At 71.1% G+C, this 19,307-nt stretch carries 17 protein-coding genes; 9 read left to right on the forward strand and 8 right to left on the reverse strand.

Going from position 1 to position 19,307, the window contains the following annotated elements:
* Positions 1-568: 568 nt before the first annotated feature.
* The 5 genes from ACTOQ1_RS38910 to ACTOQ1_RS38930 are packed head-to-tail and all read left to right on the forward strand — an operon-like array spanning position 569 to position 5,498.
* The gene (locus ACTOQ1_RS38910; RefSeq protein ID WP_440073170.1) at positions 569-973 is read left to right on the forward strand and encodes a GntR family transcriptional regulator; all 405 of its coding nucleotides are present in this window, start codon (positions 569-571) and stop codon (positions 971-973) included.
* Positions 970-1,860, forward strand: a complete 891-nt coding sequence (locus ACTOQ1_RS38915; protein WP_440073171.1) for an ABC transporter ATP-binding protein — start codon at positions 970-972, stop codon at positions 1,858-1,860. Before ACTOQ1_RS38910 ends, ACTOQ1_RS38915 begins: the two co-directional genes overlap by 4 nt.
* Positions 1,857-2,906 carry an ABC transporter permease gene (locus tag ACTOQ1_RS38920; RefSeq protein ID WP_440073172.1) on the forward strand — a complete coding sequence of 350 codons (1,050 nt, stop codon included), beginning with the start codon at positions 1,857-1,859 and terminating at the stop codon, positions 2,904-2,906. Before ACTOQ1_RS38915 ends, ACTOQ1_RS38920 begins: the two co-directional genes overlap by 4 nt.
* Positions 2,903-4,321 (forward strand): S41 family peptidase, encoded by a 1,419-nt coding sequence (locus ACTOQ1_RS38925; RefSeq protein WP_440073173.1) that lies wholly within the window; start codon positions 2,903-2,905, stop codon positions 4,319-4,321. The genes ACTOQ1_RS38920 and ACTOQ1_RS38925 overlap by 4 nt, the downstream gene beginning before the upstream one ends.
* Positions 4,322-4,331: 10 nt before the next feature.
* Complete coding sequence (locus tag ACTOQ1_RS38930; protein ID WP_440073175.1) at positions 4,332-5,498, forward strand: alpha/beta hydrolase family protein; 1,167 nt, start codon at positions 4,332-4,334, stop codon at positions 5,496-5,498.
* Between the two features lie 33 nt (positions 5,499-5,531).
* On the opposite strand, the gene ACTOQ1_RS38935 is transcribed toward ACTOQ1_RS38930, so the two are convergent.
* The 3 genes from ACTOQ1_RS38935 to ACTOQ1_RS38945 all read right to left on the reverse strand — a co-directional run bounded on the left by ACTOQ1_RS38935 (position 5,532) and on the right by ACTOQ1_RS38945 (position 9,322).
* Complete coding sequence (locus ACTOQ1_RS38935; protein ID WP_440073177.1) at positions 5,532-7,046, reverse strand: acyl-CoA synthetase; 1,515 nt, start codon at positions 7,044-7,046, stop codon at positions 5,532-5,534.
* The gene (locus tag ACTOQ1_RS38940) at positions 7,039-8,364 is read right to left on the reverse strand and encodes an MFS transporter (protein WP_440073178.1); all 1,326 of its coding nucleotides are present in this window, start codon (positions 8,362-8,364) and stop codon (positions 7,039-7,041) included. Before ACTOQ1_RS38940 ends, ACTOQ1_RS38935 begins: the two co-directional genes overlap by 8 nt.
* A gap of 91 nt (positions 8,365-8,455) precedes the next feature.
* Complete coding sequence (locus tag ACTOQ1_RS38945; RefSeq protein WP_440073179.1) at positions 8,456-9,322, reverse strand: amidohydrolase family protein; 867 nt, start codon at positions 9,320-9,322, stop codon at positions 8,456-8,458.
* A 120-nt stretch (positions 9,323-9,442) separates the two neighbouring features.
* Here ACTOQ1_RS38945 and ACTOQ1_RS38950 point away from each other — a divergent pair, with 120 nt between their 5' ends.
* A complete protein-coding gene (locus ACTOQ1_RS38950) occupies positions 9,443-10,237 on the forward strand; it encodes a PaaX family transcriptional regulator (protein WP_440073181.1) in 795 nt (264 codons plus the stop codon).
* On the opposite strand, the gene ACTOQ1_RS38955 is transcribed toward ACTOQ1_RS38950, so the two are convergent.
* Positions 10,227-11,573, reverse strand: coding sequence for an extracellular catalytic domain type 1 short-chain-length polyhydroxyalkanoate depolymerase (locus ACTOQ1_RS38955; protein ID WP_440073183.1), 1,347 nt, complete (start codon positions 11,571-11,573; stop codon positions 10,227-10,229). The genes ACTOQ1_RS38950 and ACTOQ1_RS38955 overlap by 11 nt on opposite strands.
* Positions 11,574-11,804: 231 nt before the next feature.
* On the opposite strand from ACTOQ1_RS38955, the gene ACTOQ1_RS38960 reads away from it, so the two are divergent.
* Positions 11,805-12,278, forward strand: coding sequence for a MarR family winged helix-turn-helix transcriptional regulator (locus ACTOQ1_RS38960; RefSeq protein WP_440073185.1), 474 nt, complete (start codon positions 11,805-11,807; stop codon positions 12,276-12,278).
* A gap of 76 nt (positions 12,279-12,354) precedes the next feature.
* Here the strand turns inward: ACTOQ1_RS38960 and ACTOQ1_RS38965 are convergent, their stop codons facing one another.
* From ACTOQ1_RS38965 to ACTOQ1_RS38980, 4 genes are all read right to left on the reverse strand, one after another.
* Complete coding sequence (locus tag ACTOQ1_RS38965) at positions 12,355-12,795, reverse strand: ATP-binding protein (protein ID WP_440073187.1); 441 nt, start codon at positions 12,793-12,795, stop codon at positions 12,355-12,357.
* A 165-nt stretch (positions 12,796-12,960) separates the two neighbouring features.
* The gene (locus ACTOQ1_RS38970; protein ID WP_440073188.1) at positions 12,961-13,779 is read right to left on the reverse strand and encodes a DUF1206 domain-containing protein; all 819 of its coding nucleotides are present in this window, start codon (positions 13,777-13,779) and stop codon (positions 12,961-12,963) included.
* 37 nt (positions 13,780-13,816) lie between these two features.
* On the reverse strand, positions 13,817-14,749 hold the full coding sequence (locus ACTOQ1_RS38975) for a Ppx/GppA phosphatase family protein (RefSeq protein WP_440073190.1): 933 nt from the start codon (positions 14,747-14,749) through the stop codon (positions 13,817-13,819).
* A gap of 30 nt (positions 14,750-14,779) precedes the next feature.
* Entirely contained in the window at positions 14,780-15,532 is a 753-nt protein-coding gene (locus ACTOQ1_RS38980; RefSeq protein ID WP_440073192.1) for a class I SAM-dependent methyltransferase, read from the reverse strand.
* Positions 15,533-15,867: 335 nt separating this feature from the next.
* Here ACTOQ1_RS38980 and ACTOQ1_RS38985 point away from each other — a divergent pair, with 335 nt between their 5' ends.
* Positions 15,868-16,821, forward strand: a complete 954-nt coding sequence (locus ACTOQ1_RS38985; protein ID WP_440073226.1) for an NADP-dependent oxidoreductase — start codon at positions 15,868-15,870, stop codon at positions 16,819-16,821.
* A 482-nt stretch (positions 16,822-17,303) separates the two neighbouring features.
* Positions 17,304-19,145, forward strand: a complete 1,842-nt coding sequence (locus ACTOQ1_RS38990; protein ID WP_440073194.1) for a tetratricopeptide repeat protein — start codon at positions 17,304-17,306, stop codon at positions 19,143-19,145.
* Positions 19,146-19,307 lie beyond the last annotated feature (162 nt).

The following is a 19,307-nucleotide window of genomic DNA, read 5'->3' on the forward strand; positions in this document are numbered from 1 at the left end:
TGGCGGCCCTGCCTCCGATCAGGTGACGCGAGCACGGCCGGGAACCCTTCACCGCATACGGCCGTCGCGTTCTCCTCCCGCCAACTCCCCGTTGCGCCGATTCCACAACGATCAAAAGGACATTTCTCTACATATCTCACATGCAAGGAGATCCATGCGTTCACGGACTCGCCTCACGTACCCGCCCCCGCGGCCCCCGGCGAGGACGACGAGCCCTCCCGGTTCAACGACGTCGACCTGGTGTACGGCCTGCGCCTGTCCAACGGCGTCAGGACCGATCTGGCCGTCGTCTCCGACCGGGGCCGGGACCAGATCCGCTTCTACGCCGTCGACGAGGACGGGGCGGCACGCGGGCGGTCCGCCACCGCGGGCCCCGGTGCGGCCGATCCGTCGCAGCCCGCACGAACCCGGTGCGGCCCTCCCCGCCACGAGCCCGGTGCGGTCACCCCCGCACCGGGCTCGACTGCGTCACGCGCCGGCGTCGTGGGACCGGGGCGAGCTCCCCGCCGAGCGTTTTCTTAACAAGTTCCATACATATAGTAATCTAAAGTACTAGGACAGTAGATAAATGGAGGAACTGGTGATCGAGTTCCATCTGGACGCGAAGTCCGGCGTCTCGCCGTACATGCAGCTGGTGCAGCAGGTACGGCATGCGCTGCGACTCGGCCTGCTGCGCGAGGGCGACCAGCTGCCGACCGTCAAGGAGGCCGTGGCGCAACTGGCGATCAACCCCAACACCGTCCTCAAGGCCTACCGGGAACTCGAGCACGAGGGCCTGGTCGCCGCCAGGCCGGGGGTGGGGACGTTCGTGACGGCGACCCTCACCGACACCTCGCTGGCCGCGCACGGCCCGTTGCGGCTGGAGCTGCAGCGCTGGCTGGCCAAGGCCCGCCGGGCCGGCCTCGACGACGAGAGCATCGAGGCCCTCTTCATGACCACCTTTCGGACCACCGCTCAGGAGGACATAGCGTGACCGCTGTCTTAGAGGCCCAAGGACTGGGCAGGCGGTACGGCAGGCGCTGGGCACTGCGCGAGTGCACCATCGACATCCCGGCGGGCCACGTCGTCGGGCTGGTGGGCCCCAACGGGGCCGGCAAGACCACGCTGCTGAAGCTGGCCAGCGGCCAGCTCGAACCGACGGCGGGCGGCATCACCGTGCTCGGCGGCCGTCCCGCCGGCGGTCGCGAGCAGCTGGCCAAGGTCGGGTTCGTCGCCCAGGACACCCCCGTCTACGCGGGGCTGACCGTCGCCGAACACCTGCGGCTGGGTGCCCGGCTCAACCCCCGCTGGGACGCCGCGATGGCACGGGAGCGCATCGCGCGGCTTGGCCTCGTCCCCACCCAGCGGGCGGGCAGGTTGTCCGGCGGCGAGCGCGCCCAGCTCGCCCTCACCCTCGGCCTGGCCAAGCGGCCCGAGCTGCTGATCCTGGACGAGCCCGTGGCCTCGCTGGACCCGCTGGCCCGCCGCGAGTTCATGCAGGGGCTTATGGAGGCCACCGTCGAACACGAGTTCAGCGTCGTGCTCTCCTCCCACCTGGTCTCCGACCTGGAACGGGTCTGCGACTTCCTGGTCGTGCTGGTCGACTCCCGCGTTCAGATCGCCGGGGAGACCGAGAAGCTGCTGTCCACCCATCACCGGCTCACCGGCCCGCGCCGCGACCCCGACCGGCTTCCCGCCGACCAGCACGTCATCTCCGCGCGCCACACCGACCGGCAGAGCACGTACGTGGTCCGTACCGACGCTCCCATCCACGACCCCGCCTGGACGGTCAGCCGGCTCGGCCTGGAGGACCTCGTCCTGGCCTACATGGAAAAGCGCACCGCCGAGAACCGGCGGGCCGCCCTGGAGGTGCAGCGATGATCTGGCTGACCTGGCGCCAGTTCCGCGGCTCGGCCACGATGATGGCCGCCGCACTCCTGGTTCTCGTCGCCACTCTGGCCCTCACCGGGCCGGACCTGGCCTCCGGCTACTCCACCGGGATCACCGCCTGCACGCAGGACGACTCCTGCGACCGCTTCTACGACCGCTTCTTCGGCGAGTACGACCTCCCCTTCCTGGCCCTCACCCTCGTCGTTCTGCTCCTGCCCGCCCTCGTCGGGCTCTTCTGGGGAGCACCGCTGATCACCCGCGAGCTGGAGACGGGCACGCACCTGCTGGTGTGGAACCAGAGCATCACCCGCGGACGCTGGCTGGCGGTCAAGCTCGGCCTCACCGGCCTGACCGCCATGGCCGCGGCCGGCGTGTGCGGTCTCGTGGTGACCTGGTGGTCCGATCCCCTGGACAAGTCGGCCGCTCCGGACCTGGCCCTGATGGCTCCCCTGGTGTTCGGCGCGCGCGGCATCGCGCCGATGGGGTACGCGGCCTTCGCCTTCGTCCTGGGCGTGGCCGTGGGCATGCTGGTGCGCCGCACCCTGGCCGCCATGGCCCTCACCCTGGCCGTCTTCGTCGCGATCCAGATCGCCATGCCGCTGCTGGTCCGTCCCCACCTGATGCCCCCGGTCACCGGGACCTTCGAACTCAGCAAGACGAATGTGGACAGCATCGGCATAGAACGGGATGAAACCCAATTCGTGCACATCATGCTGGAGTCGGTCGTTCCCGGCCACGCCGGTGCCTGGGTCCTGTCCAGCGAGCTGGTCGATCCGTCCGGGCGTGCGAGCGGCGTGGAAGCCGCCGTCAAGACCTCCACCACGTCGGGACCCTGCGCACCGCCGGGATCGGGACCGGGACAGGGCATGGACTCGTGCCTGGCCGAGATCAACCGGCTCGGCTACCGGCAGCAGGCGGCCTACCAGCCCCTGGGGCGCTTCTGGCCCTTCCAGTGGATCGAGACCGGCATCTACGCCCTGCTCACCGTCGGCCTGACATGGTTCTGCTTCTGGTGGGTCCGAAGGCGCCTGTCATGACCGCCGTGAGAACGGCCGCCGCCGGACTCGCGCTCCTGCTGGCGACGGCCTGTACCGCGCCCGCGCCGCCGCGCGCCCAGGCGAGCGCGGCGGCCGGTACGGTCTGCTCCCGCCCCCAAGGCCCCCCCGGGGTGGAGACGGCCACCACCGTCGACGTCATCGAGCAGGCCTACTTCTGCATCCTGGGCAACTACTACAGCGGCGCCACGCTGGACGCCCGCGCGCTGCTGACGGCCGGATTCGTCGCCCTGACCCAGGAGCTCAACCGCGAGGGGCGCGAGGTGCCCGAGGCGACCATGCCGGCGCTGACCGGCGACCGCAAAGCCGACTGGAGCGCCTTCGAGACCACGTACCGCAAGATCACCGACCAGGTTCCCGACCTGCGCGACGCACTGGCCGTCGTCACCCTGCGGGCCATCGTGGCCGCCCTCGACGACAACCACGCCCGCTGGACGCACGGCGTCGAGCGCCACCCCGATCACTACGACGGCGACGGCTACGGCCTGGGCTTCGAGGCGAACGTCAACGGCGCGCAGGCGGACGCCAACCCCGGCACCGCCGTCGGCCCGCTGTTCGTCACCACCGTGCAAGGCGGCGCCGCGCGGGCCGCCGGCCTGCGCCCCGGCGACATCATCGAGTCGATCAACGGCTCGGCGCCCTTCATCGACGCCAGGGCCACCCCCGCCATCGCCGCCCTCTACCCGCGCTACCCCCAAGCCCGGCCGGTCCGGCTACGGCTGCTACGACAGAGCACCGGCCGCCGCTGGACGGTCACGCTCAAGCCCGGCCTCTTCCAGCGCGACCTGGCCGGCCTGCAGGTGGTGCGGTCGAAGCTGCTGGACGACGACGTCGCCTACGTGCGGATGACCGGATTCGCGCCCGACTCCGCCGACCGGGTCCTCAAGGCCGTCTCCCGGCTGCGCACCGGCCGCACCCTGTCCGGTGTCGTGCTGGACCTGCGCGGCAACGGCGGCGGCAGCCCCGTGGAGGCGATCCGGCTGCTGAGCGCGTTCGGGCACGGCAAGGTCACCGCCCACCAGTGCGCCGTGGACGGCACCTGCGAGACCATGCGGACCGACGACACCGTCGAGCTGCTCGGCCTGCCGCTGGTGGTGCTCACCGACCGCGGCTGCGCCTCGGCGTGCGAGCACTTCAGCTCCGCGGTCAAGGACCTGCGCCTCGGCCGGCTGGTCGGCACCAGGACCGCCGGCGTCATCTCCGGCCCGGCCCAACCGTACCTGCTCGCCGACAACACCCTGCTGAGCTTTCCCGCCAGGCACCACCTCGGCCCCGATCGCGAGGTGATCGACCGGATCGGCGTGCCGCCCGACCACCACGTGCCCCTGACCCCCGCCGACGCCGCCGCCGGACGCGACCCCGCCCTGGCCAAGGCCCTGGCCCTGCTGCACGCGTGAAGGGACCCCCATGAGACAGCTCCTGGCCCTGCCAACGGGACTGGCCACGGGACTGGTCGTCCTGGCCGCGTCCGCCTGCTCCGCGCCCACGCCGCCCCGATCCGACGTCCCGCCGGTCACCCCGGCCGGCCCCGCCACCCTGCCCGCCCCCACCGGCCCCCATCCGGTCGGCACCACCGCCCTGCACCTGACCGACACCTCCCGCCCCGATCCCTGGGACCCCGACCTCGACGCCAGGCGGCTCAAGGTCACCCTGTGGTACCCCACCGAGCGGCGCGACGGGCAACGCGCTCCGTACATGACGGCCAAGGAATCGGAACTCCTCCTGAAGGGCTCCGGGATCACCGGCGCGCCGTATGACGTGCTGAGCAAGACGCGCACGAACGCCGTCGAAGACGCCGACCCCGCAGGACGCGGGCTCCCGCTGGTGGTGCTCTCCCCCGGCTTCACCAAGCCGGTGAGCACCCTCACCTCCCTGGCCGAGGACCTGGCCAGCCGCGGGTACGTCGTGGCCGGCATCGACCACACCCACGAGAGCCACGCCACCACCCTGTCCGACGGGCGGGTCGCCGAGTGCCTCGCCTGTGACGGCGACACCGATCCCGGCTTCGGCCCGAGAGTGGTCCAGGGCCGGGCCGCCGACGTCTCCTTCGTCCTGGACTGGCTGACCTCCAGGTGGAAACGCTCCGGCCTGATCGACGGCGGAAGGGTCGCGATGGCAGGCCAGTCGATCGGCGGGGCCGCCGCCGTGGCGGCCATGGTGAAGGACTCGCGCGTGCGCGCCGGGATCGACATGGACGGCACCGCCTACGCCCGGATTCCCAAGAGCGGGTTCGCCCGGCCGTTCATGTTCATCGGTGCGCCGCAGCACGTCCCCGGGGGCCGCGACACCTCGTGGGACCGCGACTGGAAGCTGCTGACCGGATGGAAACGCTGGCTCGTGCTGTCGGGAACCGAACACCACTCCTTCACCGACCTGCCGCTGCTGGCGGGCGCCCTCGGCATCAGGCCCGCCCCCCGCGCTCTGTCCGCGGCGCGCTCCGCCGAGCTCACCCGCACGTACGTGGCGGCCTTCCTCGACCAGCACCTGAAATCACGACGACAACCCCTGCTGGAGGGGCCGTCATCGCGCTACCCCGAGGTCACGTTCTGCCCCGCGAGGTGCGGCAGCCCTTGAGACCGTACGGCGGGACGCCCCGGGGTCCCGCCGTCATCCGGGCAGGGGGCGGTCGCGGAGTTCGGATTTGCGAATCTTGCCCGAGCCCGTCTTCGGCAGCGCGTCGACGATCTCGAAACAGACGGGGATCTTGTACTTCGCGAGCCGAGGACGGAGGAAGGCCGTCAGTTCGCCGGGGGTGACGGCGGCGCCGGGACGGAGCACGGCGAAAGCGCGGCCCACCTCGCCCCACCTCCGGTCCGGCATCCCCACCACGGCGACCTCCGCCACCGCCGGATGCGCGAAGAGCACGTTCTCGACCTCCGCCGGGTAGACGTTCTCCCCGCCGGAGACGTACATGTCCTTGACGCGGTCGACGATGGTCAGGTGGCCCTCCTCGTCCACGGTCGCGATGTCGCCGGAGTGGAACCAGCCGTCCTCGCTCAGCGCGGCGGCGGTCGCCTCCGGGTCACGCCAGTAGCCGGGGGTGACGTTCGGCCCCCGGATGAGGACCTCGCCGGGCTCCCCGACCGGGGCCGGAGTGAGATCGGGGCGGACCACGGACACCTCGGAGAAGAAGACCGGGACCCCGGCCGAGCCCACCTTGCGCACGCTCTCGCCCGCCTCGAGGAAGGTCGCGCCGGGTGCGGTCTCGGTCAGCCCGTAGCCCTGGCAAAAGACCAGGCCCCTCTCCTGGTAGGTGCGGATCAGCGTCATGGGGACGGCGGCGCCGCCGGACATGAGGGTGCGCAGCGACGAGAGGTCGGCGTCGGCCCAGCGCGGCGACCGGACGAGGTCGGCGAACATCGTGGTGACGCCGAACATCCACGTCACGCGGTGCCTCTCGATGAGGTCGTAACAGAGCTCGACGTCCCAGGACGGCATGATCACCGAGGTGCCGCCCTTGAGGAAGGTCGGCAGCATCGTCTGGTTCAGGGCCGCGACGTGGAAGAGCGGCGCGCCGATCAGCGTCACCTCGGTGCTCGTCACGTCCACGCCGATCATCATGTTGAAGCAGTTCCACACCAGGTTGGCGTGGCTGAGCATCGCGCCCTTGGGACGGCCGGTCGTGCCGGAGGTGTAGAGGATCAGGGCGACGTCGTCGAGCGCCACCGGGACGTCGACGGGATCGGGATCGCCCTGCGACACCCAGGTCTCGAAGTCGTGCTCCCCCGGGGCGGGCGACCGCAGGGCCACGACCGTGTAAGGGCCGGGCAGGCCGCGTACCGTCTCCGCGCGGCCGGGGTCGTACACGAGGAGCGAGGCGCCCGAGTGCCGGAGCATGTAGGCGATCTCGGGCGCGGCCAGCCGGAAGTTCAGCGGGACGAAGACACCGCCCAGCATGTGGGTGGCGAACATGGTCTCGGCGAAGGCGACGTGGTTGGGGCCGAGGTAGGCGACCCGGTCCCCCGGCCGGATCCCCGTCTCGCGCATCCGCGACGCCAGGCGGGTCGCCCGCTCGTGGACATCGGCGTAACTGACCGACCGGCCCGCGAAGACGAACGCGGTGCGGCCGGGACTCATCCGGGCCCGGCGGGCGGGCCAGCCGCCGAGCCCGGCGTTACGCATCGGTGGCGGCGGGGACCGCCGGGGCGTCCGAGGTGAGGTCGTCGGTGCTGGTCTCACGCAGGGCGAGCACGCAGACCACGGTCAGCAGGCAGCAGACGGCGATGATCACTGAGATCGTCGTCGTGCTGCCGCCTCCGGACGACGCGTCCAGCTGGGCGAAGAGCAACGGGCCCAGGCCGGCGCCGAGTCCGGCGATCTGGTAGCCGAGCGAGGCGCCGGTGTAGCGGTTTCTCGTGGGGAAGAGCTCGGCGTACAGCGCCCCGAGCGGGCCGTACATCAGCGGGTGGATGACCGCCTGGCCCAGCACGAGCGCGATGACGAGCACGGCGACGCTGCCGGTGTTCACCATCGGGAACAGCGCGAAGCCGAACCCGGCCATGAGCAGCGCTCCCGCCAGCACGACCGGACGGCGTCCGACCCGGTCCGAGAGCGCCGCCCAGGCGACGATGCTCACCACGGCCAGCGCGGAGGAGAGCGTGAGGCCGTTCAGCACGGCCTGCCTGGTGAAACCGGTCCGGACGCCGTAGGCGATGAGATAGGTGGTCAGCGTGCCCTGGGCCACGAACGCGGACAGCCCGACGCCCACCCCGAGAAGCAGCGTCCTCGGATGGTGGCGGAACACCTCCAGCAGCGGCACCCTGGCGGCGCGACCGCCGGCCGCCTCGAACACCGGGGTCTCCTCGACCCGCAGCCGGACGAACAGGCCGACCGCCAGGAGGAGGATGCTGAGCAGGAACGGCACCCGCCAGCCCCAGCTCAGGAACGCCTCCTCGCCCAGGACGGCCGCGGTGCCGCTGAGCACCCCGGTGGAGAGCACCATGCCGAACGGGGCGCCGGCGTTGGTGAAGCTCGCCCACAGGCCGCGGCGGCTGGTCGCGTGCTCGGCGGACATCAGCACGGCGCCTCCCCACTCGCCGCCGATGGCGACGCCCTGCAGCACGCGAAGGACGACGAGGGCGACGGGGGCGAGGGCACCGACCTGCTCGTAGGTGGGGAGCACGCCGATGAGGAAGCTGGCGATGCCCATCAGGGTCATGGTCAGGACCAGCATGCGCTTGCGGCCGAGCCGGTCGCCGAAGTGACCGAAGATCACTCCGCCGAGCGGCCTGGCGAGGTAGCCCGTGGCGAAGGTGCCGAAGCTGGCGACCGTGGCCGTGAGCGGGTCGAGCGAGGAGAAGAAGATCTTGCTGAAGACCACCGCCGAGGCCGTGGCGTACAGCAGGAAGTCGTAGTACTCGATGACGCTGCCCAGGAAGCTGGAGGCCACCGCGCGGCGGAGCTGAACCTGGTTGTGGGGGAGGGCCGACGGGGTCGTCATGACCGAGCTCCTCAGTCCGAGAGCGAACTGCTGCGCTTACTTGCCCGGAGGTTAGGCACATTCATGACGAACGTCAATACTCTGCCCGACATTAAGGAGCGTCGAGCCCGAGCAGGCGTACGGCGTTGTCCTTGACGATCTTCGGGCGGACCTCGGGTTTGATGTCGAGGGCGTCGAAGTCGGCGAGCCATCGGTCCGGCGTGATCATCGGGTAGTCGGACCCGAAGAGCACCTTGTCCTTCAGCAGCGTGTTGGCGTACCGGACGAGCAGCGGGGGAAAGTACTTCGGCGACCACCCGGACAGGTCGATGTAGACGTACGGCTTGTGCGTGGCGACCGCCAGAGCCTCATCCTGCCAAGGAAAGGACGGATGAGCGAGGATGATCCGCAGTTCGGGGAAGTCAACGGCGACGTCGTCGACCAGCATCGGGTTGGAGTACTTCAGCCGGATCCCGCCCCCGCCGGGCAGGCCGGCGCCGATGCCGGTCTGGCCGGTGTGGAACAGTGCCGGCACGCCCATCTCCTCGATCGCCTCGTAGAGAGGGTAGGCCGCCCGGTCGTCGGGCGCCATGCCCTGGACGCTCGGATGGAACTTGAAGCCGCGCACCCCGTGCTCGGCCACGAGCCGGCGCGCCTCGCGGACACCGGCCCTGCCCTTCCACGGGTCGACGCTGGCGAAGGGGATCAGCACGTCGGCGTGGGCGGCGCAACTCGCCGCGACCTCCTCGTTCGAGATGCGCGGATGCCCGGTGGCGTGCTCGGCGTCGACGGTGAACACCACCGCCGCCATCCTGCGCTCGCGGTAGTAGGCGGCCATCTCGGGGATGGTGGGCCGGGAGTGTCCCCTGAAGTACTTCGCCGAGGCACCGGCCAGCTCGTCACCGAGCGAGGCGTGCCCGTCGGCGGAGACCTCCGCGTGCGTGTGCACGTCGATGGCGACCAGTTCGTCGACGTTCATGAGCTCTCCTCGGGCAGATATCTGACTTCCGTCAATTATGTGCCTGACATCCGGTCCGTCTACGCTTTCGGTGTGACCATCGGCGGCGAAGACGAACCGGCAGTGCCGGCAGTGCCGGCTGTGCGCCCGCAGTCCCTGATATTCAGCTTCCTCGGCATCTACGCGCTGGACCGCGGCACCCCCATCTCCTCGGGCAGCATCATCGAGGTGTTCGCCCGCCTCGGCGTCTCCGAGGAGGCCGTCCGGTCCACGCTCGCCCGCATGGTGAAGCGCAACCTCGTGACCCGGTACCGGGTGGGACGCAGGGCGTACATCGAGCTCACCCCGTACGCCGTGGCGGTGCTCAGGGACGGGCGCCGGCGGATCTGGGAGACCGGCGCGGTGAACCGCGACTGGGACGGCACCTGGACGGTCGTCGGGTTCTCCCTGCCGGACAGCCGGCGCAGCACCCGCCACGACCTGCGGTCCCGGCTCGTCTGGGCCGGGTTCGGCCCGCTGCAGAGCGGGCTGTGGATCGCGCCGGGCGCGAAGGAGGTCACCGGCGTGTTCGACTCGCTGGACGTGGACGACCACGTCACGGTGCTGACCGCCAGGGCGTTCGAACCCACCGAGGCCGCCGACCTGGTCGCGAAGGCCTTCGACATCGAGCAGATCGCCCGGCGCTATCGGGCGTTCCTCACCAGGTGGGACGTCACCCGGCCACTTCCCGACGCGCCGGACGATCTCGTACGGCAGCTGTTGCTGCACACCGACTGGCTGCAGCTCGTCCGGCAGGATCCCCACCTGCCGGCCGAACACCTCCCCGCGGACTGGCCGGCGATCCGGGCAGAGCAGGTCTTCCACGCACGCGCCGAGGAGTACGAGCGGCCCGCCCTGAAGGTGGCCGCCGGCCTCCTGGACGGACTCACCCCATGACGCAGGAGGTCCCGTTCAGTGCGAACGCCGTCGGAGCCGAGTTCGTGCCGCTGTACGTGCCCTGGAACCCGAAACCGGTCCGGGCCTGCGGGGCGATGGTGCCGTTGTAGGAGAGGTTGCGCGCGCTGACCTGGGAGCCCGACTGGGTCACCGTGGCGTTCCAGGCACTGGTGACCCGCTGGTTCCCCGGCCAGGTCCAGGTCACGGTCCAGCCGTTGACGGGGGTCGCGCCGGTGTTCGTCACGGTGACGTCGGCGGTGAAGCCGTTGTTCCAGGTGTTGGCAAGGTAGGTGACCCTGCACCCGGTGCCCGGGTCGGGGGTGGGGGTGGGGGTGGGGGTGGGGGAAGGAGTCGGGGTCGGGGTGGGGCTCGGAGTCGGGGTCGGGGTCGGCGACGGGCTCGTCCCGCCGGTGAGGCCGAAGAACTGGATCGCGGCGGCGGCCATCCCGCTCATCGGCAGGCTGTGGCCGGCCCCCTGGATGCTGTACGCCTCGACCCGCACCGTGCCGGAAGCGTCGGCGTAGCGGCGGCGGTTCCAGTTCGGCTGCGGCGTGTCCGAACTGGTGGGCGTCTGGCTCAGGCCGAACACGTTGGTCCACTGGTCGATCGCCTGCTGGTGGGTGGCGTAGTACACGAGGTTGTCCGTGGTGCCGTGCCAGAGCTGGACGCGCGGCCGGGGACCGTTGTACCCGGGATAGGCGGCGCGGACCAGGTCCCCCCACTGCTGGGGCGTCTTGCTGATCCGCCCGGAGGCACAGTCGCTCGCGCCGGGCGAGGGAATGTAGTCGGCCTCGTTCGCGAAGCAGCCGAACGGCACCCCCATGAACGCCGCCCCGGCCTTGAAGACGTCGGGATAGTTGCCGAGCATGATGTTGGTTTCCATGCCGCCGGCGGAGCTGCCGGTGACGTAGATGCGGTCGGCGTCACCGTTGTGGCGCTGCCGCGTGTAGGTGATCATGGACATCAGCGAGACCGGGTCGCTGCCCCCGTCGCGTACCTTTGACGCCGCGGACCAGGAGTCGAAGCAGTTGCCCTTCTTGGACGCCGACGGGTAGATGACGATGAAGCCGTGCCGGTCGGCGAGGGTCCGGAACTCCGAACCCGAGTAGAAGCCGGGACCCGAACCGCCGCAACCGTGCATGGCGAGCACGATCGCGGGACTGGGTTGCACGGTGTCCGGCACGTAGAGGTGCATCCGCAGGTTGCCGGGGTTGGCGCCGAAGCCGGTCACCTCGGTCAGGGTGGCCGCGGCGGCGGACTGTCCGGTCACCAGGAACGTGGCGGCGCACAGCACCGCGGCACTGACACCCGCGAGCACAGCGGTCAATGACTTCATCGGCTCTCCTCTGCTTGATGTTCGCTCGATGCACGAGGCCGGGGCGCCGCCGACTCGTCCTGACATCAGCCGGTATAGGGGCGACACCAACGGACGGTCAAGCCACGCCCGTAAGGGATCATGACGCTCCATCCACGGAAAAGCGCTGCTTGCGCTGCTTATCAAGCGATTTGTTATCAAGTAACTTGATATCGAGGGCGCGAAACTTACATCGCCGGTTATGGTCATCCCGTGACCTCGCGCCGCATCCCCGCAACCGACCAGCCGGTCAAGCCGGCCCCCCGCCTGAGCTACGTGGTCTACCGGCTGGAGCGTCGCATCCGCGCCCGGCTCGACGAGGCGCTCGTCCGGTACGGCATCACGACGACCGAATACATGGCGCTCAGCGAGCTGCGCACGCGCGCCGGACTCTCCTCGGCCGAACTGGCCCGCATCGCCTTCGTCACGCCGCAGGCGATGAACCTGGTCGTCCGCGAGCTGGAACAACGCGGCCTGATCCACCGTGACGCGCACCCGGACGGCGGCCGGGTGCTCCGCGCCCATCTCACCCGTGAAGGACAGACGGTGCTGCGGCACTGCGACCGTTCGCTCGACGGCATCGAGGAGGACATGCTCGCCGAGGTCGACGACACCACGCGTACCACGCTGATGGAGGGCCTCACTCTCTGCACGCGAGCCTTGCGCTCACCCACCTCCGGCCCGTAAGACAGGCCCTTCCATCACTTCACCACGAACGACGAGGCCGTGTCGTCACGCTCGTCACGTGAGTGCCGTCGCGGTGTCAGCGGGCGCCGGCCAGGCTGCCCGCGCGCAGTCCGGCCATCTCCGGCACCAGCTCGAACCACACCCTGTTGGACCCGGTCTCCCTGACCACGCCCCAGCGGTGGGCCAGCGCCTCCAGCAGGGGCAGGCCGCGGCCCCCTGTCGCGTCGGCCGAGGCTCGGCACACACAGGGGGCCGCGGAGGAGCCCTCGTCCTGGACGGAGACCCGTACCCCCGTCGCCGAGCAGGCCACCGTGACGGTGAACGCCCCGCCGTCCCCCGACCGGGAGTGGATCACCGCGTTGGTGGCGATCTCGCTGGTCAGCAGGACGCAGTCGTCGTGGAGGGGATGGTCTCGCCCCAGGGTCATCGAGACCAGGCGGCGGGCTCTGACCACCTGGTCCGGGGAACCCGCCAGGCGGAGAACCCATTCACTGCCGTCGTACTCCGACGAGTCCATACCGCCCCCTCCGATACCGTTTCACTGATGGGAAGACGCGGGGCTCGGCGGAGAAGATGTCGCGGAAAAGTAGGAATGCGATCACTTACCGGATAGACAGGTGGGGCTTGCCAAAGGCCCCTTCACCTGCGTGTCCGCACCTGGCGTACCGTGCGGTTCCATCCGTCACACGCGGTGCCAGCGAGCCTCGAAGAAACAGTAGACCGCGAACAGCAGCAGACCGATCGCGACGACACCGAGCAGCCACGGACCGGCCGGGGTGTCGGCCAGCGAGCGCAGCGTCGAGTCGATGCCCTTGGCCTTGTCGGGGTCGTAGGTGACCGCGGCCTGGATGACGAAGACACCGGCGACCGCGGCGATCACGCCTCGGGCGATGTATCCCGCCATGCCGAACTTCTCGGCGAGCTCTCGCGCCCTCGCGGGCATCTCGCCGGTGCGCAGGTCCTTGAGGAACTCCTTCTTCCAGCCCTGGCGGATCCAGTAGGCACCCAGGCCGATCAGGCCCAGGCCCATCAGGCCGACGATGAACTGCCCCAGGGGCAGGTCCATCAGCATGGCCGTGATGTCCTTCGACTGGCTGTCCATCGAGGCACCGGAGTCGCCGCGCAGCAGCACGCCGAGCAGCGTGGCCACGATCAGCGTGTAGACCGCCACCCGCGCGCCCGACTCCACCCGGTCCTTGGTCCGTCCGCGGCCCATGATGGCCTCCGACAGCTGCCAGACGACCAGCGCGACGAACCCGACGACCATGAGCCAGAGCAGGAACGTGCCGAACGGCTGCTCGGCCACCGTCTCGATCGCGCCGGTCTTGTCGGCTTCCTTGTTGCCGCTTCCCCCGCCGAAGGCGATCTGCAGGGCGAGGAAACCGATCAAACCGTAGAGGACACCCCGGCAGGCCAATCCAACCCGCGCCAGCCTGTCGAGCGTCTGACTGTTGGCCGCTCTGCGAGCGGCACCTTCCACGTGAGCCTGAGGGCTGTTCATGACTATGCGCTCTTACCTGTGAACGCTCTGGTAAACCTCACCGTTCCGGCATCGCGTCCAGCCGCCGCAGGATCACTCCCTCGCGCAGCGCCCAGGGACACACCTCCAGCTGGGCCACCCCGAACAGGTCCATCGCGGCGTCGGCGACGATCGCCCCGGCCGGCAGCTGCGGCGCCCGCCCCTCGGAGACCCCGGGCAGCTCGGCCCGCTCCCGGGTGCTCATCTTGATCAGCCGGTCGGTCCACCCGACCAGGTCCGCGTGCCTGAGCACCCGGCGCACGGACGGTCCCTCGTGCGAGGGCGCCGCCCCGGCGATCCTGGCGAGCTGCCTGAACGTCTTGGACGTCGCCACCGCGTGGTCGGCCTGGCCGTACCGGGCCACGTTTCCCACCGTGCGGGCGATCTCGGCCCGTACGTGCCTGCGCAGCGCCCGCACCTCGTCGGCGGGCGGCGGATCGGCGGTGAAGCAGTCGCGGGTGAGCCGGCCCGCCCCCAGCGGGAGCGACACCGCCGCGTCGGGCTGCTCGTCGATGCCCGAGGCGATCTCCAGCGACCCACCTCCTATGTCCAGCACCAGCAGCCGCCCGGACGACCACCCGAACCAGCGGCGCACGGCCAGGAACGTCAGCCTCGCCTCGTCCTGACCGGACAGCACCTCGATGTCGACCTGCGTGTCGGCCTTGATCCCGGCGAGGACCTCCTCGCCGTTCACCGATTCCCTGACCGCGGACGTCGCGAAGGCCATGAGGTCCTCGACACCCTTGTCCTCGGCGAGCCGCAGCGCCTCCTCGACGAACTCCCGCAGCCGCGCGGCGCCCCGCGCGGACAGGCGGTCGCCGTCCTCCATGTGCTCGGAAAGCCTCAGGTCCACCTTGTGCGAGTACGCCGGCAGCGGCCGGGCCCCCCGGTGCGCGTCCATCACCAGCAGATGAACCGTGTTGGAACCGATGTCGAGAACGCCCAGTCGCATGGGATGAAGTTACTACTCCCCCGAGACCCGTCAGCCCGCGGTGCGCGTGTGGACGCTCACCGCGTATCCGCCACCGTCGTAGGGCGCGCCGTCCCAGGTCGCCAGGCGCCGCAGCGGGGTGAGCCCCGACGTACGGCACCAGTCGTCGTAGTCCGCCAGGGTGACCGTCGCCGAGGCGAGCGGGAGGTGCGCGGCGTCCAGCCCGAACCCGCTCACCAGCAGCCCGCCCGGCCGTAGCAGCGCCGCGAGCCCCGCGACGGTCCGCGCCTCGGTCCCTGGGGCGAGCAGGGGGATGACGTTGCCCGCGGCGACGACCATGTCGAAGCGCCCGCCTCTCCCGCCCTTCCCCGTCGATTCCCCTCGGCCGCCCCGGACGGCGCGGTCCGCCCCCGCCACGGGGTCCGCGGGGTCCGCGGGGTCCGCGGGATCCGCGGGATCCGCGGGATCGCCGAGCGCGCCGAGCGCGTCGAGGTCGCTGAGGTCGCTGAGGTCGGCCAGGATCCAGGGCAGCCATGGCGCGGTCCGCCGGGCGACGTCGAGCATGGACGCGTCGAGGTCGACGCCCACGCAGTCGTATCCCAGCTCGGCCAGCCGGATCGCCACCCGCCCGGTGCCGCACCCGGCGTCCAGCACCCGGGCGCCCGGCGGCAGCAGCTCCGCGCACAACCGCGCCTCGCCGTGCATGTCCGCCCCCGACTCGGCCAGCCGGGCGAACCTCTCCGCGTACCGCTCTCCGGCATCGCCCCCCGCGATGTCCGTCCAGCGACTCCTCGGTTCCTTCATCGAATACCCCCGGTGTGCGGCCCCCGGCCTGAGCCGTCGGGCGGGATCGCGGCATGGTGCCGCGGGTCGGCGGCGCACCCACCGGCCTTGACCGGTCGTGCGGTGGTCGTGCGGTCGTCCCGCGGTAGGAGGACGTCGACCATCAGGGTTTCATTCCCCGGGGAACCTCCCGCGACGGCCCGGCGCGGGGGCGTCGCGCACGCTCACGCCCCGGCGAACGGCAGGGCAACCGGGTCGCCGGCCCCCGGAGGGGTAGCGTGATCCCCACCGCTCTCACGGGCGGCGGCACCTGCGGGAAGAGCGGCGAGAGATCGGGGAGAGCCATCGTGACCCTTATGCGGGCGATCAGCCAGGACACCTTCGGCGGCCCCGAGGTGCTGCGTCCGGTCCGCGTGGAGCGCCCGGAACCACTGCCCACCGAGGTGCTGGTACGGGTCGTCTCGGCGGGAGTGAACCCGGTGGACCTCAAGACCAGGGCGGGCGCGGGTATGGCAGGGGTCCTGGGGGACCCGCCCTTCATCCTGGGCTGGGACGTCTCCGGTGTCGTCGAGGAGACCGGCTTCGGGGTGAGCTCCCTGGAGGTGGGGGACGAGGTGTACGGCATGCCGTGGTTCCCGCGCCAGGCCGGTGCCTACGCCGAGTTCGTGACCGCGCCGTCGAGGCAGTTCACCCTCAAGCCGCGCTCCCTGGGACACGACGAGGCCGGCGCCATGCCACTGGCCTCGCTGACCGCGTGGCAGGTCCTGGTGGACGCCGCGCGGGTCACCCCGGGACAGCGCGTCCTCGTCCACGCCGCCGCGGGCGGCGTCGGGCACCTCGCCGTCCAGATCGCCAAGCACCTCGGCGCGTACGTGATCGGCACCGCCCGCGCCGGCAAGCACGACTGGCTGCGCGGGCTGGGAGCCGACGAGCTCGTCGACTACACGGCCGTCCGCTTCGAGGACGTGGTGCGCGACGTGGACGTGGTCGTCGACCTGGTCGGGGACGAGCACGACGCGACCAGCACGCGTTCCCTCGACGTCCTCCGCCCCGGCGGGCTGCTCGTTCCGGTGCCCTCGGGCGCCTCCCCCGACCTGCTGCGCGCCGCCGAGGCTCGGGGGTTTCGCACCCGCACGTTCCTGGTGGAGCCGGACGGGTCGGCCCTGGCCCAGATCGCCGAGCTGATCGACGGCGGGCTGATCGCCCCCGAACTAGAGGAGGTGTTCCCGCTCGACGAGGCCGCCGCGGCCCACGAGCGGCTCGCCGGTGGCCACGCCAGGGGCAAGATCGTGCTGCGGGTGGCCCACTGACCGCCTTTCCGGCCTTACTGCCCTTCCGCCTTTCCGGCCTTCCCACTTTCCGCCGCGCGTACGGCGCCACTGCTGTGCCACCACGATGCCGTCACGACGCGGACGGACGGTGTGCCGCCCGGCGCGGACGCGTGGCGGCGGCCGGATCCGGGCGGGCGCGAATTCCGGATGAGCCGCGCCGGTTCCGTCGACACCACCGTGCGGCCCCTGTCCAGGGATTGTCCGGATCCGGCCACGATAACTAATAGATCTTGTCAGTATGGGCGATTACTGCGAATACTTGCAATTTGTTCTATTCGCGAGGAAGGCCGATAATGAAGCGCGTCATTGTTCACAAGCCTGGCACCATCGCACTCAGTGGCACCGCGAGTCCTAAGCACGTCGGCTGAGACTGAATCACAGAACCGGCGTCCAGTGATGGGCGCCGGCTCCCCGGCATAGCCATATCATCAAATATCAACTAATCGAGTTAAAGGAGTCCGGTGAGTCGGGGACCGTACCCGCAGGGCGACCCGTCTCGTCCCGCGCCGCCGCTGCCCGTGGTCGACGCGGACCGGCGCCTGCGCGGGCCGTACACCGCGGGGGGCGCGATCGTCTCCGCCCTGCTGCCCACGGCCCGGCCCGAACTCGTCGCCCGCTACGACATCGAGCTGCGCGCCGTGGCGCCCGACCTGCGCGATCTGATCCCCGCCCGGCGCCGGTCGGTGGCCGCGAGCCTGCCCGGCGCGGAGCGGATCCTGGTGCACGCGCCGCGTCGCACGTTGCGCCTGGCCAACGGCCTGGCCGAGTTCGTCCGTGAGCACCTGTCGGAAACCGGCCCCCGCACGCTCGTCGTCGAGAACACCGACCTGGCCGACCCCACCGATCTGGAGCTCCTGACGGTGCTGCGGCGCCGCGTCCCCGGGGAGCTGCTGGCCGTGGTGACCCGTGAGCGGGCCACCGCCCCCGAGGAGCGGCTCGGCGCGGAACGGCACGACGCCCTCGCCGAGGAGCTGGAGAGGGAGGGAACGGTCGGCGCGCGGATCGGAGCGATCCCGTACCACCGCGAGCGCGGCGGCGACCCGTCGAAGGCGGTGCGGGCGTTCCTGTTCGCGGTGCAGTGGTGCCTGGACGAGGGCTACCACGACGCCGTGGTGGATCTCGGCGAGCGCGCCCTGCGCCTCGCCGGCCCCGAGGACGACCCCGCGACCTGGTGGCGGCTCCTGCACAGCACCGCGACCGCGTTGGCCGCGCTGGGCCGCGAGGACGAGGCGGAGGCGCTGTTCGACCTGGCCAGGCGCGAGAGCCTCTCCCCCACGGTCCACGCCTCGGCCGCCTACGCCACCGGGATGCTGAAGGTACGCCACCGCGACCGGACCCGGCGCGACCCCGACGCCGCGCTGGCGCTGGTGAACCAGGCGATCGCCATCTCCTCGCTGCTGCCCGACCCGCGCGAGCGGGCGTTCAAGATGGGATTCGACCTCAACGGCCGGGCACTGGTGGAGGTGCGGCGTGGCCGTCCCTCCAGGGCCCTGGAACTGGTCGAGGAGGCCGTCGCCCTGGCCGACCGCGACCTGCTGCCCGGCGAGCACCCGATACACCGGCTGGTGCTGCTGGCCAACAGGGCACAGCTCGCCGTGATGCTGGGCCGCCCCGAGGAGGCGCTGGAGGACCTGGACGCGGTGATCGCGGCCGACCCCGGCTATCCCGACTACTACATCGACCGGGGCAACCTGCTGCACCGGCTGGGCCGGATGGACGCGGCGGTCGCCGACTACGAGACGGCGATGCGGGTCGGCCCGCCCTTCCCCGAGCCCTACTACAACCGGGCCGAGATCCGCTTCTCCGCGGGTGACCACCGGGGCGCGCTCGCCGACCTGGACCACGCGCTGGAACTGGACCCGGAATTCGTGGACGGCCTGGCCAACCGGGCGGGGCTGCGGGCCGCGCTCGGCGAGTACGCCGCGGCCAGGGCGGACGCGGAGACCGGGCTCGCGATCGATCCCGCCAACCCGTACCTGCTGTGCGCGCTGGGCCAGGTGGAGACCGCGCAGGGCCGTTACGACAGGGCGCGCGCCGCCTTCGACCGGGCCCTGGAGCTCGCGCCCTCGCTGGCGGCGGCCTGGGCGAACCGGGGGCTCCTGTCGTTCGAGACCGGCGACCCCGAGGGCGCCGTCGCGGACTTCACCCGGGCCCTCGGCTCAGGGGACGACCCCGCCCTGCTGTTCAACCGGGCGATGGCGCTGCGCGCCGCCGGACGCGACGGGGAGGCGGTCGCCGATCTCACCCGCGCGCTGGAACTGGCCCCGAACGACGAGGACATCAGGCGCGAGCTGAAGTCCTGACCTCGTCTCGGCCCCGGCCGGGGCCGAGACGAGGTCGCCGGAAAACATTCCGGATTCGGAAGGGCGCCCGGAAAAGTCACGGCCGGCAAGACAGCGACTCCGTCCGCGAGAATCCCGTTATCCGAATATCCGACGCGCACATGGTGATACGTACGACGTCTC

The sequence above is a fragment of the Streptosporangium sp. OZ121 genome (assembly GCF_051918885.1).
GTDB lineage: Bacteria > Actinomycetota > Actinomycetes > Streptosporangiales > Streptosporangiaceae > Streptosporangium.

Excerpts from the sequence above, each read along its gene's own strand:
- ACTOQ1_RS38910 (WP_440073170.1), top strand. The coding sequence starts at position 569 with ATGGAGGAACTGGTGATCGAGTTCCATCTGGACGCGAAGTCCGGCGTC.
- ACTOQ1_RS38920 (WP_440073172.1), top strand. The coding sequence starts at position 1,857 with ATGATCTGGCTGACCTGGCGCCAGTTCCGCGGCTCGGCCACGATGATG.
- ACTOQ1_RS38925 (WP_440073173.1), top strand. The coding sequence starts at position 2,903 with ATGACCGCCGTGAGAACGGCCGCCGCCGGACTCGCGCTCCTGCTGGCG.
- ACTOQ1_RS38930 (WP_440073175.1), top strand. The coding sequence starts at position 4,332 with ATGAGACAGCTCCTGGCCCTGCCAACGGGACTGGCCACGGGACTGGTC.
- ACTOQ1_RS38935 (WP_440073177.1), bottom strand. The coding sequence starts at position 7,046 with ATGCGTAACGCCGGGCTCGGCGGCTGGCCCGCCCGCCGGGCCCGGATG.
- ACTOQ1_RS38940 (WP_440073178.1), bottom strand. The coding sequence starts at position 8,364 with ATGACGACCCCGTCGGCCCTCCCCCACAACCAGGTTCAGCTCCGCCGC.
- ACTOQ1_RS38945 (WP_440073179.1), bottom strand. The coding sequence starts at position 9,322 with ATGAACGTCGACGAACTGGTCGCCATCGACGTGCACACGCACGCGGAG.
- ACTOQ1_RS38955 (WP_440073183.1), bottom strand. The coding sequence starts at position 11,573 with ATGAAGTCATTGACCGCTGTGCTCGCGGGTGTCAGTGCCGCGGTGCTG.
- ACTOQ1_RS38965 (WP_440073187.1), bottom strand. The coding sequence starts at position 12,795 with ATGGACTCGTCGGAGTACGACGGCAGTGAATGGGTTCTCCGCCTGGCG.
- ACTOQ1_RS38970 (WP_440073188.1), bottom strand. The coding sequence starts at position 13,779 with ATGAACAGCCCTCAGGCTCACGTGGAAGGTGCCGCTCGCAGAGCGGCC.
- ACTOQ1_RS38975 (WP_440073190.1), bottom strand. The coding sequence starts at position 14,749 with ATGCGACTGGGCGTTCTCGACATCGGTTCCAACACGGTTCATCTGCTG.
- ACTOQ1_RS38980 (WP_440073192.1), bottom strand. The coding sequence starts at position 15,532 with ATGAAGGAACCGAGGAGTCGCTGGACGGACATCGCGGGGGGCGATGCC.
- ACTOQ1_RS38985 (WP_440073226.1), top strand. The coding sequence starts at position 15,868 with ATGCGGGCGATCAGCCAGGACACCTTCGGCGGCCCCGAGGTGCTGCGT.